The organism is Serratia microhaemolytica (genome assembly GCF_004011885.1).
Lineage (GTDB): Bacteria > Pseudomonadota > Gammaproteobacteria > Enterobacterales > Enterobacteriaceae > Serratia_G > Serratia_G microhaemolytica.
In genome coordinates, this window is record NZ_SBEF01000001.1 from 92,314 (window position 1) to 111,270 (window position 18,957).

9 protein-coding genes and 1 tRNA gene are annotated in these 18,957 nt (G+C 51.1%); 4 read left to right on the top strand and 6 right to left on the bottom strand.

Annotated features, from left to right (window positions below; genetic code table 11):
• Positions 1-8: 8 nt before the first annotated feature.
• The 4 genes from EOJ37_RS01390 to gyrA all read right to left on the bottom strand — a co-directional run bounded on the left by EOJ37_RS01390 (position 9) and on the right by gyrA (position 10,403).
• Positions 9-5,582, bottom strand: coding sequence for a type I polyketide synthase (locus EOJ37_RS01390; RefSeq protein ID WP_127956886.1), 5,574 nt, complete (start codon positions 5,580-5,582; stop codon positions 9-11).
• 338 nt (positions 5,583-5,920) lie between these two features.
• Entirely contained in the window at positions 5,921-6,718 is a 798-nt protein-coding gene (locus EOJ37_RS01395) for a thioesterase II family protein (protein WP_162473639.1), read from the bottom strand.
• Between the two features lie 799 nt (positions 6,719-7,517).
• A tRNA-Ser gene (locus EOJ37_RS01400) sits at positions 7,518-7,605 on the bottom strand.
• A 152-nt stretch (positions 7,606-7,757) separates the two neighbouring features.
• A complete protein-coding gene (gene gyrA / locus EOJ37_RS01405; RefSeq protein ID WP_127956890.1) occupies positions 7,758-10,403 on the bottom strand; it encodes a DNA topoisomerase (ATP-hydrolyzing) subunit A in 2,646 nt (881 codons plus the stop codon).
• 279 nt (positions 10,404-10,682) lie between these two features.
• On the opposite strand from gyrA, the gene ubiG reads away from it, so the two are divergent.
• The 4 genes from ubiG to yfaE all read left to right on the top strand — a co-directional run bounded on the left by ubiG (position 10,683) and on the right by yfaE (position 15,523).
• On the top strand, positions 10,683-11,408 hold the full coding sequence (ubiG, locus tag EOJ37_RS01410; RefSeq protein ID WP_127956892.1) for a bifunctional 2-polyprenyl-6-hydroxyphenol methylase/3-demethylubiquinol 3-O-methyltransferase UbiG: 726 nt from the start codon (positions 10,683-10,685) through the stop codon (positions 11,406-11,408).
• A 356-nt stretch (positions 11,409-11,764) separates the two neighbouring features.
• Positions 11,765-14,053 carry a class 1a ribonucleoside-diphosphate reductase subunit alpha gene (gene nrdA, locus EOJ37_RS01415; RefSeq protein ID WP_127956894.1) on the top strand — a complete coding sequence of 763 codons (2,289 nt, stop codon included), beginning with the start codon at positions 11,765-11,767 and terminating at the stop codon, positions 14,051-14,053.
• A 66-nt stretch (positions 14,054-14,119) separates the two neighbouring features.
• Positions 14,120-15,250: a class Ia ribonucleoside-diphosphate reductase subunit beta gene (gene nrdB / locus EOJ37_RS01420; protein WP_127956896.1), complete on the top strand. Its 1,131-nt coding sequence runs from the start codon at positions 14,120-14,122 to the stop codon at positions 15,248-15,250.
• Between the two features lie 12 nt (positions 15,251-15,262).
• The gene (gene yfaE, locus EOJ37_RS01425) at positions 15,263-15,523 is read left to right on the top strand and encodes a class I ribonucleotide reductase maintenance protein YfaE (protein WP_127956898.1); all 261 of its coding nucleotides are present in this window, start codon (positions 15,263-15,265) and stop codon (positions 15,521-15,523) included.
• A gap of 200 nt (positions 15,524-15,723) precedes the next feature.
• Here yfaE and EOJ37_RS01430 read toward each other — a convergent pair whose 3' ends face one another.
• A complete protein-coding gene (locus EOJ37_RS01430; protein WP_127956900.1) occupies positions 15,724-18,420 on the bottom strand; it encodes an FKBP-type peptidyl-prolyl cis-trans isomerase N-terminal domain-containing protein in 2,697 nt (898 codons plus the stop codon).
• Complete coding sequence (locus tag EOJ37_RS01435; RefSeq protein WP_127956901.1) at positions 18,417-18,851, bottom strand: hypothetical protein; 435 nt, start codon at positions 18,849-18,851, stop codon at positions 18,417-18,419. Before EOJ37_RS01435 ends, EOJ37_RS01430 begins: the two co-directional genes overlap by 4 nt.
• Positions 18,852-18,957 lie beyond the last annotated feature (106 nt).

Here is an 18,957-nt window from a genome sequence, read left to right on the forward strand (position 1 = left end):
CGGCTTCGTTAGTTAGCATCTGAAAATAGCGTATTGGCGTTAGTGATCCCCAACTCCCTTAACTCGCCAAGAATGTCAGCAAGCTCGTCATCAACCACACCGTGCACCAATGCAATTTCCGTTGCTAACAGCGCGGCGATAGAGTCAATGCTCGCGCCTTTCAACAGATCGACAATCGCGATATTCACCTTTAATGTCCGCTCGATGCGGTTCTTTAATTCAATCGCCATCATCGAGTCCATGCCTAATTGCGTCAGTGTCCGATCCTCAGTCAACGCTGCCATCTCGATGCGCAACACTTGGCTAACCAACTGTTTCAGCTGACTAACCACCAACACCTGCTGGTCATCTGCACTGGCACAAGCCCGATACGCTTGGGTAAAGTCCTGTACTGTCTCGCCTGAAGCTGCATGACGAGCCTGCTGTTGTTGCCGTTGTTCCTCCGCTAACACGGTCAACAATAGCGGTGCCGGAATACCCAGTGGACTGGTATCTGTTATTCTCTGCCATTGCGCCCCCAGCACAATCGCTTGCTCTCGATCGCTGGAGAGCAGTTGGCCTAATGCCTGCGTTCCCTGTTGTGAGGTCATTGCAATAAAACCGCGCTGATAAAAATGCTTCAGCAAGTCAAGTTCAATCACCATACCGACATCGCCCCACGGCCCCCAGTTAACACTTAGCGCCGGTAACCCCTGCCCACGCCGCCAGTGCGCCAGTGCATCCAGCGCCGCATTCGCCGCCGCATAGTTACTCTGCCCCATTGAGATCACCAAAGATGCCACCGAAGAGAACAGCACAAAGAAATCCAGTGATGAGTGGCTGAAAGCCTGATGTAAACACCAGGCCCCTTCTACTTTGGCTGGCATCACCGACATAAAATCTTGCGCCGTCATCTGGCTCAGTAACTGCGGTGTCGCCACACCCGCTGAGTGGATCACACCACGGATCGGCGGATAACCCGCCGCTTCATACGTCGAGACCAATGCCGTTACTTGCGACAGCTCGCTGATATCCAGCGCTTCCACCTGCACCCGGCAACCCGCCGCTTCCAATGCCTGCACCGCCGCAATTTTTTTCCGCTGGCTGTCACTGACTGTCGCCGCATTCCACTGCGCGCGTGCCGGTAACCCTTCCCGCCCGACTAAAATCAGGTGGCGTGCGCCGCGTTCAACTAACCACGCCGCAATCACTAACCCCAACGCCCCCAGCCCACCGGTGATCAGGTAGCTGGCGTTACGGCGTAAGGCCGGCGGCGAGATCCCTGCTGACCGGGTGTCGCACTGTTCCAGCCGCATCACGTAGCGTTGTTGATCTCGCCAGGCAATCTGATCTTCACCACTGGATGACAGCAGATCGGCGACAATTTGCCGTCCCTCGTCTGCGCTCGGCTGTGTCGGCAGGTCGATCATGCCGCCCCAGAGACGAATGTGTTCGCCGTGTCCCAACACCCGCCCCAATCCCCAGACCGCCGCATCGAACGGGTGGCTGACCGCCTGCTCAGCCACCGGCTGAGTACCGCGTGTCACGATCCATAGCCGTGGCTCTGTCGCTAACTCCAGCTCCGCCAACGCCTGTGTCAGCGCCAGTACCGTTAAGCAGCGCGCACCGACCACCTGCTGCAACTCCTCACTGTCCCACCCAGATGCGCTGGCCTGACTCAGTGCCGGTGTGCTGGCGCCCAGATGAACCACACCACGTAACCGATACTGCGCCGATACTTGGTTCAGCAACCCGATCCACGCCGGTTTCTGTGTCGCGTCCCAACTCCCCGGGTTGCCCTGTGCGTTCCCTTCCTCAGTCAAGCCGAGGATCTCACCCTGATCCGTGACACAGATCACCTGTTGCCCTTGTTGAGACAGCGCCTGCGCCAGCGCGTCGCACTGTTCACCCGCTTCGCCGTAGAGCAGCCAGGTGCCACCCTCTCCACTCGCCAATGCCGCTATTTCCTCCAACGGTTGCACCACCCAAGCAGGCCGATACAGGTGCTGTTCTGCCACCACCCGCCCGTTTGCTTCGCGCTCGCCGCCCATCGCACGCGCTTGACACTGATGAATATCAAACACTTTCTCGCCAGCGTCGTTATACATCACGATATCGCCACACAGGCCCTGTTCATCTTGGTGGGTTAACTGGGCGACGATCCACAACCGGTGACTCAATGCACCATAACGGCGCCCATGTGCAACCTGCGTTGGCATATACACCAAGTTGCCACTCTGTTTGATCGGCAAGGTGGCGGCAAGCACCTGAAAACAGACATCCAGTACCGCCGGGTGGGCGTGAAAATCGGCCAGCTTATGCTGTAACACCGCCGGAACCTCGAGTAACGCGACCGCCTGGTTATCGCCCTGCCATAACTGCGCGATCCCCTGAAACGTCTCGCCGTACTCCAGCCCCAGTGCGCGGAAGTGCTGGTAACAGGCCAGCTTGCTGATCTCACGCGGGCACGCCTGCTGTAGCGTCTCCAAGTCTATCGGTGCTGTTTGGGTTATTTGGCTCAGGCAGAACTGGCCGGTGCAGTGTGTCTGCCAGGCCGCATCCAGATCGTGATAGGGTTTACTTTGAATGGTAAAACAGTGACTGGCTGGCTCCACGCTCAAACGCAATGTCACTGGGTTCTCCGGAATTATATACAACGCGCTAATAAACGAGATTTGTTGAAAATCAACCACACGCAACGATCCATATAATGTACTTGCCGCATGCAATGCCATCTCAATGTAGCCGGTGCCCGGAAACACGACCGAGCCCTGGATTTGGTGATCCGGCAGAAAATCGAGCGCCGCGCTTTCCAGATCCACTTCCCAGACCGGGGTCGCCAGATCCAGTCGACGCGCCAGCAACGGGTGCTCCGGCGCCTGTAATCGTGCCCGCTCCGCCTGCGGCGGTTCATGCCATAACCGGGTGCTTTTCCACACCGGCAGTGGCAGGCGGGTGTACTGCCCTGCGCCCTGCAACGCGGGCCAGTCGGGGGAATACCCCAGCACATGCAGTTGCGCCAGGTTGTCACGCAACTGCCGAGCCTCATCCGTTTCGCGCCGTAAGGTCGCCGTCACGCTGAGTGTGCGCCCCAACGCCGCAAACGTCTCCTTCAATGAGGCACCCAGCACCGGATGTGGGCCTATCTCAACAAAGTCACTCAACCCCGACTGCGCTATCGCTTGGCTCGCGGCTAAAAACTCAACCGACTGGCGAATATTTTGGTACCAGTAGACCGCATCCAGTTCGCTGCCCATCACCGGTTGTCCGGTGACCGTCGAGTAGAGGGGGGTGTGCGCCGCTTGTGGCTGCAATCCAGCCAACTGCTCAAGCACGGCCGCTTCCAGCGGCGCCATAAATACACTGTGATAAGGCACCGATACCCGTAATTCACGGGCAAACACCGCGTGCTGATCGAGATGCTGCTTTAACTGGCTGATCGCCTGATCATCACCGACCACCGTCACCGAGGTGGGGCTGTTGATCGCCGCTAACGACAGTGACGGCTGTTGTAACAATGCCAGTTCCGCCTGCAACGCCGCTGGCGCCAACCCCACCGCCATTAACCGCCCTTGCCCAGTGGTGGTCTGTTGCAACGAGCTGCGCACATAAATCACTTGAACCGCCTCGGCTAACGACAGCACCCCCGCCGCATAGGCCGCCGCAGGCTCTCCAGCACTGTGCCCAACAATCGCCTCCGGCCGGATCCCCCACGCCGCCAGCAGGTCCGTCAACGCCACTTGCAGCACAAAGTTGGCCGGTTGCGCCACTTCCGTCTCAGCCATCCGTGCTGATGCTGCTTGATTGAACATGGCATCAAACAGCGACCAGCCCGCTATCGCTTCAAACAGTTGGCAGCAACGGTCAACGCTTGCAGCAAACACCGGCTCTCGGGCATATAATCCCTGTCCCATCCCCCACCACTGCGGCCCCATGCCGGTGTAGACAAAACACAAGCCGTGCCGGTTTGCGCCGCCTTCTGGGCTGACAAACAGCGCCGGGTGGCTCTCACCCTGGCTCAGGTGCTGTAGCCCCTCGGCCAGTTCGGCGGCACTCTGCCCGACGACCGCTGCACGATACGGATGCTGTTCACGCCGCGTCGCGGCACTGTGGCAGATGTCACGCAACGCCTTTGTACTCTCTCCCTCACCTGGCTCAAGCTGCGTGAACATCGCGGCCCAGGCGGCGGCTGATTGCGCCAACAGTGCCGGGTGGCGCGCCGAGATTGGCAATATCCACGCAGCCGGTGGCGGGCAGGAGTCTGTGTTCCCCGCTGCGGCCGGTGGCGCCACGCTGCTCAAAATCGCATGTGCGTTGGTGCCGCCAAAACCAAATGAGTTGACCGCCGCGTAGAGTGTGCCTGTCTCGGCTAATGGGGTGACTTGACTGGGGATGTGTAATCCTAATGCGGCAAAATCAATTTTCGGATTGGCACTCTGAAAATGCAGGTGCGGTGGCACACAGCGCTGTTGCAATACCAGCGCCGCTTTGATCAGCCCCGCAACACCGGCGGCGGCTTCGGTATGGCCAATATTGGTTTTGATCGAGCCCAGCAGGCAAGGATTGTCGCTGGCGCGTCCCTGCCGGGTGATGCTACCAATTGCGTTGGCCTCGATCGGGTCACCCACCGGTGTTCCGGTGCCGTGGGCTTCAACGTAACTCAATTGCGCCGGTGTCACCTGGGCTTTGGTCAACGCCTCGGTCATTAAGCGCTGCTGGGCATCACCACTCGGCACCGTCAGCCCGTCACTGCTGCCATCCTGATTCACCGCCGTGGCGCGGATCAGCGCGTAAATCTGGTCACCGTCCGCTTGCGCGCGGGCCAGGGTTTTCAGTACCACTAAGCCCACCCCTTCGCCGCGCACATAGCCATCGGCACGGGCGTCAAACGCCCTGGAGCGCCCGGTGGGCGATAACATGCCGGCACGTGACTCCGCAATGGTGTAACTCGGGCCGAGCAGCGCATTCACGCCACCGGCAATCGCCATCTCTGACTCGCCGTCCAGCAGGCTACGGCAAGCCAGGTGGATCGCCACCAATGACGAAGAGCAGGCGGTGTCTACCGCCAGGCTCGGCCCCTGAAAGCCAAATACGTAGGAGAGACGGTTCGCCAGCAGTGTCATCATCGAGCCGGTGGCGGTGTGAGGCTCCACGTTGCGGTACTCACCGCCGCCGAGTTGCATCAACATGTAATCTAACGTGAAGCCGCCGACAAAAACCCCGACCGGCCGCCCCTGCCACTGGCTGGGCACACAACCGGCATCTTCCAGGCTTTCCCAGCACACCTCCAGCAACAGCCGCTGTTGCGGATCCATCACTTTTGCTTCGCGCGGCGAGATAGCAAAAAACTCGGCATCAAACTGGTCGATTGCCTCAATAAACCCACCCCATCGAGTGGCTGATTTACCGGCAATGCCTTTTTGAGGATGAAAGAATGAGGCGATATTCCAACGCGTTGGTGGAATTTCTGAGATGCCATCGACCCCGTTTAATAAACTCTGCCACAGTTGTGTGACACCGTTGGCGTGCCCTGGGAAACGGCAACCGATCCCGACAATTGCAATCTGTTTTTCGTCAGCATGACTTACTAATGAAATATTCATAGTTTAAATCTCCATGGCAGTGTCTAATTTATTAATTCAACCCCACTATTAATGCATGAACAATATCAGCCCTATAGCAATTAATTCACCATAAAATAGTCACCCTATTGGTCTTCACAGTTTAAAATACGAAACCACCATATCTAATTTCATTTAGCCAAATCTAGAATAGTAAATAGAAACTAAACTTGATTATTGAAATTAAAATAACATCACTGATCTCTGCTTTTGTTTTAACAAATAGCACAACACAGCCTCAATCCATGCTATTTCAACTCTATCCCTGCGCAACAATGGATTATTTCGGGCAATAAGTCATTAGCAAAGTCTATTGATATCTAACCAAACATGAGGCTACGTAACTGTTCATTCACGGCAGCAACCACCCGTTTTTCTTGTTCATGTATGAAGAAGTGACCACCTGAGTAAGTTAACAACTCAAACTTGGCGATCGTCTGTTCCGACCAAGCGCCGACCGAGGGAACTGATATCTGTGCATCCTGGCACCCTGCCATGGCGATAATCGGCACGCTCAATGGGGCCGAAGGCACAAACTGCCAACCATCCACCGCAGCAAAGTCACTACGTAGCATCGGTAGCAGCACCTGTAACAGCTCGCTATTGTTGAAAATTGCTGCCGGTGTCCCTTGTAACTGACGCAACCATGCAATAAATGCCTCATCGCTCATTGCGGCAATATTACGTGGTGCCCGTATCCATTGCGGAGCCTGACACCCGGAAGCAAACAGGCACTCTGGTTGTGGCTGCTTTTGCGCCTTGAGCGCACGCGCCACTTCAAACATGATCATGGCTCCCATGCTATGCCCAAAAAAAGCAAAACGCCCCGTAGTGATGTTCGTTTGAATCACCGCAGTAATCTGTTCGACCAGGATCTCAACCGAGGATATTGCTGGCTCATGCAACCGCGTCCCTCGTCCCGGTAGTTGAACCGCAATCAACTCAATCTCGCTATCAATCAGTTGCGGCCAATTGCGAAATACCTGACTGCTGCCTCCGGCATAAGGAAAACAAAACAGACGAAGCGAGGCTCTTCTAGGCTGATTTAAACGTACCAACCAACTAGAGTCTGGTCTTTTATGCGATATATTTAACGAAGCGATACTATCAATAGTCATAATTTCCCTATCAATCACGGTTAATCTTGAAGACAATAAACCACCCAGCGTGACAAGTGACATTTCACCTGTAACACTATTTATATTTAGCTGGAATGATTCAGTAGTCGAGAAAAGCCTGGTTAAGCTGTTTCTTGATTAGTTAGATAGCCAGTCAATTGCCAGTAGTCATTTATCTGCCAAGCACTCATACTCAAATAAACTCGGCTACTGCTATTTTATTAAACTAATCACTAAATAATGAAACGCTTTGCCCTGATGGATAAGTTAACTTCTTAAAAGGAGAGCAATACCCTCTCTCTCGGAGAAGATATTCTAACGAGCAACTAAAAATAGTCGTTATCAAATTGGTTCAGTAGGTGACTATCACCCTAATGCATTTATGTTGTGATTTCACTAAATAGTCGATGCGTTGCATAGACTAAAAACGCATAGATTACACCAATAACAGCAAAAAGAAATATATGAACACATAACTACACATTTTATAACATTTAACTGGTAAGCAGGATTTAACACTCAATCGCCGTCTATCACCTTGATACCGATCAACATAGCCCTAACTGGTGCACATAATACCAGCAAAATCTGTATATTTTTCACTCCAGGCAACTCAAATCAATGCACGTGCCTGCTCAGTAAGGGGGTGTTCACCGCGTGGGTTTTGACATTCGCTTGTGCTGATACACGCTGGGTAGCATGGCTGCCACACTCAAGCAGGCGTGCTTGAGGAAACACTATCCCGCGTGTTTGACACACAATAAAAAACCCCAAGCTGTTAGAGCTTGGGGTTGATATTTGGCGGAAGGACAGAGATTCGAACTCTGGGACAGTCGCCCGTCGACGGTTTTCAAGACCGTTGCCTTAAACCACTCGGCCATCCTTCCAATGGGCAGCATAATAACGATGTCGCCATGAAATGTCTAGCATTTTATGCAGAAAATTTGCTAGCTTTGCACCATTACCCGTAAGATGATGATGACCAACCGTTGTTAACTGACCCAACACATTGAGTCAGTTATAGTTAGTCCATTTTATCTCACTGATCCTCTGCGTCTGCTTCCCAGTCTGCATCAGACTGTTCCACAGGCTGCTCAGCAGACTCCGGCTCTGCCATCCCTTTCGTCGATGCCAATTGATCAAGTTCATCGTCTTCAACCGGTTCAGCAACGCGCTGTAAGCCAACTACATGCTCATCTTCTGCTGTGCGGATCAAAATCACGCCTTGCGTATTACGGCCAACAACACTCACTTCCGCTACTCGGGTGCGCACCAACGTGCCAGCATCGGTGATCATCATAATTTGGTCACTGCTGGCCACCTGTACCGCACCCACCACTTGTCCATTGCGTTCACTCACTTTAATCGAGATCACACCTTGGGTGGCACGTGACTTGGTTGGATACTCGCTGATTGCACTGCGTTTACCGTAACCATTCTGTGTCACTGTCAATATTTCACCGTCACCACGTGGGACAATCAGTGAGACCACACTGTCTCCCTCACTGAGGTTGATACCGCGTACCCCTGTCGCGGTTCGCCCCATTGAACGTACTTGCTCTTCGGGGAAGCGTACCACTTTGCCATTGGCAGAAAATAGCATCACTTCGTTGCTGCCATCCGTCAGGTCAACACCGATCAGTTCATCACCTTCATTCAGACCCACTGCGATAATGCCCGCGCTACGTGGACGGCTGAATTCAGTCAGTGCGGTTTTCTTCACTGTGCCACTCGCGGTTGCCATGAATACATGCCGCCCCTCTTCATACTCTCGGACCGGTAAAATGGCGGTAATGCGTTCATTCGCTTCCAGCGGTAGCAGGTTGACAATCGGTCGACCACGCGCACCGCGTGTCGCTTCTGGCAACTGGTAGACTTTCATCCAGTAGAGACGCCCTCGGCTGGAGAAACAGAGGATAGTGTCGTGAGTGTTGGCGACCAGTAGCTGATCAATAAAGTCCTCTTCCTTAATCCGAGCGGCTGATTTGCCTTTGCCACCTCGGCGCTGTGCTTCGTAGTCGCTCAGTGGTTGATATTTAACATAGCCTTGATGTGATAGCGTCACTACCACGTCTTCTTGGTTGATCAGATCTTCAATGTTGATGTCAGAGCTGTTAGCTGTGATTTCAGTGCGGCGGGGATCACCAAACTGATCGCGCATTGCCGTCAACTCTTCACGGATCACCTCCATTAGGCGGTTGGGGTTTTCCAAGATGAAAATCAGCTCGGCGATCAGTTTGAGTAACTCTTTATACTCATCAAGCAGCTTTTCATGCTCAAGGCCAGTCAATTTCTGCAGACGCAGATCAAGAATGGCCTGAGCTTGCTGTTCAGTCAGATAATATTGACCGTCACGAATGCCATATTGTGGTTCTAACCATTCAGGGCGTGCTGCATTATCACCAGCACGTTCCAGCATCGCGGCAACATTGCCCAATTGCCAAGGGCGGGCGGTCAATGCCGCTTTTGCCTCTGCCGGTGTCGGTGCTCGCCGGATCAGTTCTATAATGGGATCAATGTTCGCGAGCGCAATCGCCAGTGCTTCTAGGATATGTGCCCGTTCACGCGCTTTTCGCAGTTCAAAAATAGTGCGCCGTGTTACCACTTCACGCCGGTGACGCACAAAGGCTTCCAGGATATCTTTCAGGTTTAGTAACTTGGGTTGGCCTTGATGTAGCGCCACCATGTTAATACCGAAGGTCACCTGTAGTTGGGTCAGTGAGTAAAGGTTGTTCAACACCACTTCAGCCACTGCATCGCGTTTCACTTCGATCACGATGCGCATACCATCTTTGTCGGACTCATCGCGCAGTGCGCTGATGCCTTCAATGCGTTTCTCTTTTACCAGTTCGGCAATTTTTTCAATCAGGCGTGCTTTATTGACTTGGTAAGGGATCTCGTGAACGATGATAGTTTCACGGCCTGATTTAGCGTCTGTCTCTACTTCTGCCCGTGCGCGAATGTAGACTTTACCACGGCCGGTGCGGTACGCTTCTTCTATGCCTCGGCGACCATTAATGATCGCTGCTGTAGGGAAATCGGGGCCGGGGATATGCTCCATCAACCCTTCGATAGTGATATTTTCGTCATCAATATAGGCTAAACAACCATTGATGATCTCGGTGAGATTGTGTGGCGGGATGTTCGTTGCCATGCCAACCGCAATCCCCGACGAACCATTGACTAACAGGTTCGGGATTTTTGTCGGCATCACTTCCGGGATCTGTTCCGTGCCATCGTAGTTAGGCACAAAATCAACTGTTTCCTTTTCCAGATCCGCCAGCAGTTCATGGGCTATCTTCGCCATGCGCACTTCGGTATAACGCATTGCAGCCGCAGAGTCACCATCAACGGAACCAAAGTTACCCTGCCCATCTATCAGCATGTAACGCAATGAAAAAGGTTGAGCCATGCGAACAATGGTGTCGTATACCGCAATATCACCATGCGGGTGGTATTTACCGATCACGTCACCGACAACACGCGCTGACTTTTTATACGGCTTATTCCAATCATTACCCAATATGTTCATCGCGTATAGTACGCGGCGGTGAACCGGTTTTAACCCATCGCGAACATCTGGCAGCGCACGTCCAACGATCACGGACATGGCATAATCCAGGTATGAGCTTTTCAGCTCTTCTTCGATATTGACCGGTGTAATTTCTCTGGCAAGGTCGCTCATAGAGCCGCTATCCCTCATACTGAATGATTCATCTGCCCTGGCTTGGTGCCCAAAGCACCAAAAGAACCAAAAGCACCGAACTATACCACAACACCCCATGTACGGGGAAATTGATGTGTATAACCAAATCTCAACACCCGCCCGAGCAGTCGGACACAGGCATGTGTGTTTGTTCCATTAACTGCTGAAAGCTGTCGTTGCTAGCCTGTGCTAACTTGAAGTCACCGACTCAGTCAGGTGTATAATCAACCAATACACTATAAGGAGTGGATCCCACCCATGAATGCTCAAGCAACTCGTCCAACAGAAAATGTTGATCACCAGGAAATCGCTAAATTCGAGGCTGTTGCTTCGCGTTGGTGGGATTTGGAAGGTGAATTTAAACCGTTACACCGCATCAACCCACTACGTCTACAGTATATCATGCAACGTGCGGGTGGGCTTTTTGCCAAGCAGGTGCTGGATGTTGGCTGTGGTGGCGGTATTCTGGCTGAAAGCATGGCTCGCGAAGGGGCAGAAGTCACCGGTCTGGATATGGGCGCAGAACCGTTGCAGGTGGCGCGGTTACATGCATTGGAGAGTGGTATTACGGTGAACTATGTGCAGGAGACTGTCGAGCAGCATGCCGAAATTCATCCACAACAATATGATATTGTGACCTGTATGGAGATGCTGGAGCATGTTCCCGATCCAGCATCGGTGATCCGTGCCTGTGCCAAGTTGGTAAAACCTGGGGGGCATGTCTTTTTTTCTACACTCAATCGCAATCGCAAAGCCTGGCTGCTGGCAATAATTGGCGCGGAGTACCTGCTGAAAATGGTGCCGAAAGGCACCCATGACTACCAGAAATTTATCCGCCCTTCCGAGCTACTCGGCTGGTTGGATAGTACTGCTTTGCGCGAACAGCAAATGATCGGTCTACACTATAACCCGCTCACCGATCGTTTCAGTCTTGGCAAAGGTGTTGATGTGAACTACATCGTACATACACAACACTGTGGTTAAAGCCACTGATGGTGTGCGCATCGGGCAGTTAACTCGCCTGTAGGTGAAGTTAAACTTGTCATTTAATGTCGTGAATCAATCCGACAAGCTGTGGCAGGTTTACCTTTTATTAACCTGGCGCAATTTTACCTGGGCAGTAAAAATTTTTTCTACTCTTGACAAAGCGCCACCTTAACTGTGGCGCGCTCTCTGCGCTGCCTGCTTTGATAGTTAGCTCAGGAGCAAAATTTTCGCAGTTGCAACGCTGTGCTAATATCATTATTTTGTCATCCTTCTTACGTCAAACCACTATATATAGTGTTTGCCCATTAAGCAGAACGACTATGCTTTTGCATAAGGAACTCACGGAAGCAACCATGAACCAAAGTCTACTTGTCACTAAACGCGATGGCAGCAAAGAACGCATTAATCTCGATAAAATCCACAAAGTCCTCGATTGGGCCGCAGAGGGTTTGCACAACGTCTCGGTTTCTCAGGTAGAGCTACGTTCACACATTCAATTTTATGATGGGATCAAGACCGCCGATATCCATGAAACAATCATCAAAGCAGCAGCTGATCTGATCTCGGGTGATGCACCCGATTATCAGTATCTGGCGGCACGCCTGGCCATCTTTCATTTGCGCAAAAAGGCCTATGGTCAGTTTGAACCACCTAAGCTGTTCGATCATGTTGTGCGGATGGTGGAGATGGGCAAATACGATAAACATCTGCTGGCTGACTACAGTGCCGAAGAGTTCGCGCAGATGGATAGTTTTATTGATCACTGGCGTGATATGAACTTCTCATACGCTGCGGTTAAACAGTTAGAAGGGAAATATCTGGTACAGAACCGCGTCACGGGTGAGATTTACGAAAGCGCACAGTTTTTATACATTCTGGTCGCCGCTTGCCTGTTTTCTGGTTATCCGCGCGCCACTCGCTTGGATTATGTGCGTCGCTTCTATGATGCCATCTCAACATTCAAAATTTCACTGCCGACACCAATTATGTCTGGCGTGCGTACACCGACACGTCAATTCAGTTCCTGTGTGCTGATTGAGTGTGGTGATAGCCTTGATTCCATCAATGCCACTTCAAGTGCCATCGTAAAATATGTTTCCCAACGTGCGGGTATTGGTATCAATGCAGGCCGTATTCGCGCATTAGGTAGCCCGATCCGTGGTGGTGAAGCGTTCCATACCGGCTGCATTCCGTTTTATAAGCACTTCCAAACTGCCGTGAAGTCCTGTTCTCAGGGCGGTGTGCGTGGTGGTGCCGCTACGCTGTTCTATCCCATGTGGCATCTGGAAGTTGAGAGTTTGTTGGTGTTAAAGAACAACCGTGGTGTTGAGGGCAATCGAGTGCGTCATATGGATTATGGCGTTCAGATTAACCGGCTGATGTATCAGCGGTTAATTAAAAATGAAGAGATCACCCTGTTTAGCCCTTCTGATGTCCCTGGGCTGTATGATGCCTTCTTCGCCGATCAGGATGAGTTTGAGCGCCTGTATAAACAGTACGAAAGCGATAGCACTATCCGGCAACAACGGGTGAAGGCGATTGAACTGTTCTCGCTGATGATGCAGGAGCGGGCATCAACCGGCCGTATCTACATTCAGAATGTCGACCACTGTAATACCCACAGCCCATTTGATCCGCTGGTCGCTCCAGTGCGTCAATCCAATCTCTGCCTCGAGATTGCTCTGCCAACCAAGCCGCTAGATGATATTAACGACGAGAATGGTGAAATAGCCCTGTGCACTCTCTCCGCTTTCAATCTGGGTGCGATAGAGAGCCTGGATGATCTCGAAGAGTTAGCGACCTTAACCGTGCGCGCGCTTGATGCGCTGCTCGACTATCAGGATTACCCGATCAAAGCCGCCCATCGCGGTGCTATGGGGCGTCGCACGCTGGGTGTCGGTGTGATTAACTTTGCTTACTATCTGGCGAAGCACGGCGTGCGTTACTCTGATGGCAGTGCCAATAACCTGACACACCGCACCTTTGAAGCGATACAGTACTATCTGCTGAAAGCGTCAAATCGTTTGGCTCAAGAGCGGGGGGCTTGTCCTTGGTTTAATGAAACTCGCTATGCTCAAGGGATCTTGCCGATCGACAACTACAAGAAGGATTTAGATGCCATTTGCGATGAGCCGCTGCATTACGACTGGGAGACGCTGCGCCAGGAGATCAAGACCAGCGGATTGCGTAACTCAACTTTATCAGCATTAATGCCTTCCGAGACCTCATCGCAAATTTCTAATGCCACCAATGGCATTGAACCTCCGCGCGGTCATATTAGTATCAAAGCCTCGAAAGATGGTATTTTGCGTCAAGTGGTTCCGGACTATGAGCAGTTAAAGGGTGGTTACGAGTTGCTGTGGGATATGCCTAATAATGAAGGATATCTGCAACTGGTCGGGTTGATGCAGAAGTTTATCGATCAATCGATTTCCGCCAATACCAACTATGATCCGATCCGTTTCCCTGGCGGTAAAGTGCCAATGAAGCAGTTACTGAAAGATCTGCTTACTGCCTATAAGTTTGGTGTGAAGACGCTCTACTACCAGAACACCCGGGATGGCGCAGAAGATGCGCAAGACGATCTGAGACCGGCCCCAAATGGCAGTGATGACTGTGAAAGCGGTGCCTGCAAAATCTAACCGCAAACTAAGCCGGACACCGTGCCGGCTTTTCCCGCAACGCTATTCATGAAGGGAGGGCAACTTATGGCTTACACTACTTTTTCTCAAAATAAAAACAATCAGTTACTCGAACCGATGTTCTTTGGTCAATCCGTTAATGTGGCGCGTTTTGATCAGCAAAAATATGAAATTTTTGAAAAATTGATCGAGAAGCAGCTCTCTTTTTTCTGGCGCCCGGAAGAAGTTGATGTCTCGCGTGACCGTATCGACTATCAAGCGTTGCCTGAACATGAAAAACATATTTTTATCAGCAACCTGAAGTATCAAACTCTGCTCGACTCAATTCAGGGACGTAGCCCTAACGTAGCATTTTTGCCGCTGATCTCGATCCCAGAACTGGAAACTTGGGTCGAAACCTGGTCGTTCTCTGAGACGATTCATTCACGTTCATACACCCATATTATTCGCAACATTGTCAACGACCCTTCGCTGGTATTTGACGATATTGTCACCAACCGAGAAATCACTCAGCGCGCACAGGATATCGCACGCTATTATGATGATCTGATTGAAATGACTCAGTATTACCACCTGCTGGGTGAAGGCACTCATCAGGTTAATGGTAAACAGATCGTTGTCAATTTACGTGCGCTTAAAAAGCAGTTGTACCTCTGCCTGATGAGCGTCAATGCGTTAGAAGCGATCCGTTTCTATGTCAGCTTTGCCTGCTCCTTTGCCTTTGCCGAACGGGAGTTAATGGAAGGGAACGCCAAAATTATCAAACTGATCGCGCGTGATGAGGCGCTACATCTTACCGGAACACAACATATGCTGAATCTGATGCGTTCTGGCAGTGATGACCCCGAAATGGCGGAAATCGCCCTCGAATGTCAGCAAACCTGTTATGACCTGTTTCTCTCGGCAGCACAACAGGAAAAACGCTGGGCTGAATACCTGTTCCGTGATGGTTCAATGATCGGTTTAAATAAAGATATTTTATGTCAATACATTGAGTATATTACCAATATTCGAATGCAGGCAGTCGGGCTAGCTGCGCCCTTCCAGACACGTTCCAATCCTATTCCCTGGATCAATGCCTGGCTGGTTTCTGACAACGTACAAGTGGCACCACAAGAAGTGGAGGTCAGCTCTTATTTAGTCGGTCAGATCGATGCTGAAGTCAATGCCGATGATCTGAGTGATTTTGAGCTATAAGTTGAGCTATCGGTGAGCGCACATATCATTTCGCTGAAAATCTCCGGTAAAGCGCTTCCCTGTAGCAATAGGGAAAATAACTTACTGGAACTGCTGGAATCGAATCAGGTTCCAGTTGAGTATCAATGCCGTTCCGGCTACTGCGGTGCCTGCCGCTTGACGCTACTGAAAGGTGCCGTTGTCTACCGGCAACCCCCTCTGGCCTCAATTAATGAAGGTGAAATCTTACCGTGCTGCTGCACAGCATCAATGGATCTGGAGCTGGAAATCTAACCGCCCAAGAGGCGTGTGACAATGCTACCGATGGTGGCTGGTGGAAACAGCGGCAAAGAATAAACCAGAAGGAAGGAAGGAAGGAAGGAAGGAAGGAAGGAAGGAAGGGAAAGAAGAGAAAAATGGCGGCAGAATAACCGGCAACTCAGTGCGGTTCACGACTTCTGAACCGCACTGTTTGTTGAACGCTCAACCCTGCACTACTGTCTGGCTACCTCTTCCGGTGACAGAACATCCATAATCCGCACGTGATAGATCATGGTAGCACCAGGCGGGATATCTGGCATCATACCCTTATCACCATATGCCAATTCAGGTGGCACCACCAAAGTAATGCTGCCGTGATTCTTCAGTCTGCTCAATGCTTCACGGAACAGCGGTGGGAACTCACTCAATGGCTGCAGAATGGTCGCTCCAGAGAGATCCATATCCTTCACCACGGTGCCATCAACCAAGCTCTCTTTCACTACTACAGCAATATTGTAGCCATTGGTGATTGGCGTATCTCCCGGATAGTCAATGCGGTAATAGAAACCTTGCTTAGACTTCACCACGCCAGGTTGTTTCTTGAATTTCTGCACATATTTTGCGCCCTCGCGCTCATTTTTATCCTTGATTTTCTTATGTTGTGCCGTCAGTTCTTGTTCACTTTCATGCAATGCCTGAACAATTTCTTCCTGGGGTAATTGTGGCTGACCATTCAGCACATCAGAGACACCGGCCAATATCTGCTGCTGATTAACCTGCAAGCCGAGTAATTTCTTGCTCTCTAGCAGATCAAGAATATCCTTCGCCAGCGAGGTACCAATCGCATAGTCACGCTTCTCCTGCTGGGTATTGGGCACCGCTTTCACTGCCGCAGGCTGTTTTTTCTCCGCATCAGCCAATTTCTGCCGCAACTGTTTGAGCTCTTTTTCCTTGTTTGCACTCTCTTCAGACTGACGTGCCAACTGCTCTTTCAGTTTGGCCAACTGCTGCTTTTCCTGCTGTAGCTGTGCAATTTGCCGCTGCTGCTCTTCCGCCACCTTACTTTGCTCATTCAACTGCTGTTGCAGTTGTTCTGCCTGCTTTTCGCGTTCGGTGCTTTGTTGGGCTAGCTGCTGCTGTAACTGCTTTATCTGCAGGTCTTTCTGCTCGCTCTCTTTGCTCTGGGTGACCAACTGCTGTTGCAATGAGACCAAAGCCTGTTGACCAAGCTGTTCTGCTGTTTTGCCATCCGCCGCCAACTGCTGTTGCAACTGTTTAATCTGCAAAGATTTCTGCTCAGTCTCTTTCACCTGGTTAGCCAACTGCTGCTGCAGTTTCTCCAACTCCGGCGGGTTCTGTGGCTGTGATGCTTTAGCTCGTGCTGCCAATTGCTGTTGCAACTGTTTGATCTGTTCGGCTTTCTGTTCACTATCCTTAGTCTGCTTGTTCAACTGCTCCTGCAACTTGCCCACTACTTGCTGCTTATCTTGTAACTCGCGCTGCAATTGTTGCAACTGCTGTGTTTTTTGCTCGTTCTCTTTACTCTGTGCTGTTAGCTGTTGCTGCAACTTAGATTCAGCTTGCTGTTTTTCCTGAAGTTCACTCTTTAACTGTTTCAACTGCTGCGTTTTCTGCTCACTCTCCTTGACCTTAACAGTCAACTGCTGTTGCAACTCAACTGTCGCCTGCTGCTTGCTCTGCAACTCATCCTGCAACTGCTTAAGTTGCTTGACTTTCTGTTCGATTTCTTTCGATTGCGCAGTGAGCTGGCTCTGCAATTGACCACTACCCTGCTGTTTATCATCCAACGCCCGTTGCAGTTGCTTTAACTGTTGGGTTTTCTGTTCAACTTCCTTGCCCTGACTCGCCACCTGTTTCTGCAATTCAGCCGTCGCCTGTTGGGTGCGTTGCAACTCTTGTTGTAACTGCTTCAACTGTTGTGCTTTCTGCTCACTGTCTTTAGTTTGCACTGTCAACTGCTGCTGCAATTCCGTGCTTACCTGCTGTCTTTGCTGTAGTGTCTGCTGCAACTGCTTGAGTTGTTGAGCCTTCTGTTCACTCTCTTTGACTCGTGCTGCCAGCTCGAGCTGCAACTTAGCACTCGCTTTCTGTTTCTCTTGCAGTTCACGCTGTAGTCGCTTTAGTTGCTGAGCCGGATCATCACTCACTTCAGGTTCCGAAGAGAACACACCCAGCAAGCGATTGAATATCGATGGCCGCTCTTGATTGCCGCCATCTTTCGGAAGCGCCAGTTGAGCTTCCAACTTGGCGATAGTTTGCTGATTTTTTTGCAATGCCTGTTCAAGTTGAACCAACTGCTGGGTCTTCTGTTCCAATTCCTGCTTTTGTGCCTGCAACTGCTGTTGTAGTTGTGCATCTGCTGGCTGTTGAACCAGTTCAACTTTAGGGGCTTTTTCTGTTGGCTGCTGACTGAGCACAGGCTGGGTATTTGCCTGCTGTGTCACAGACTGCTGCGACAGTTGCTTTTGCAACTGCGCATTCTCCTGTCTGAGCTGTTTAATCGTTTGTTGTAAGGCGAGCAACTCAGCAGACGTGCTTTTCTGCTTGTTTTGCGCACTACGTAGCTGTTTTAGGCTAGCTTCCTGCTTGGCAATTTTCTGTTTAAGCTGTTTGATGGTCGCCTGCTGTTTAGCAAGCTCTCGACTCTGAGGATTGATATCACTCTCTGGCGAACGAGAGGAGACACTGGGCTGGGTTAACAGCCGAGACTGAGATTCGGCAGGTTTTGAGGTGTCTATTGGTAAAGGTTTTAAGAACAACACTTCAGGGGCTTCATTCTTCTGGCCGGTGATCACCGCCAGAGAATTGATTAATTTATCATCAAAAATGTTGGACTCATCTTCGGCACCGACCGCACTGAGCGGCAATGCCAAGGTCAGTAAGGCACCACAATATATCCTGCGTTTCATTTCACGCCTTCCCCTCTCTCGATCAGACTTTGCAGGACTTCACGTTCAATTTCAGAACATAACTGATTGGTTTTATAACGATATAATGCATCAAGTGTGTCTTTAGTACCTTCATTCACATCGGCACGCACAGCACCATATATCGCGGCATTATTGACCAGCTCATTAAAATAGGCTTGTTTCGCCTCATACGCCTTTGGATTGATCCGCTTCAGCGATGCCAGCTCACTTTGGCAAATACCGATCTTGCTATTTTTGGTGTCGACCGATGCTGCCTGCTCCGCTGTTAGGTTACTACGCGCAGCGGCAGAAGGGGGGACGGCAGAATTCGATGTCTGACCAGACGAATTCTGCGCATATTGGCACCCTGACAGTAGAACGCCACTGCACAACAGCAGGCACAAATAAAGTTTGCTTTGATTACTTCCCATTGAACATTCCTTCAAAAAAATCACTACCCAGTGTGTCAAGCTGGACGTTACCCAATGCACCCTTTGATACTCATTCGTACTAATTAAGGCTATACCGTGTGTTAAT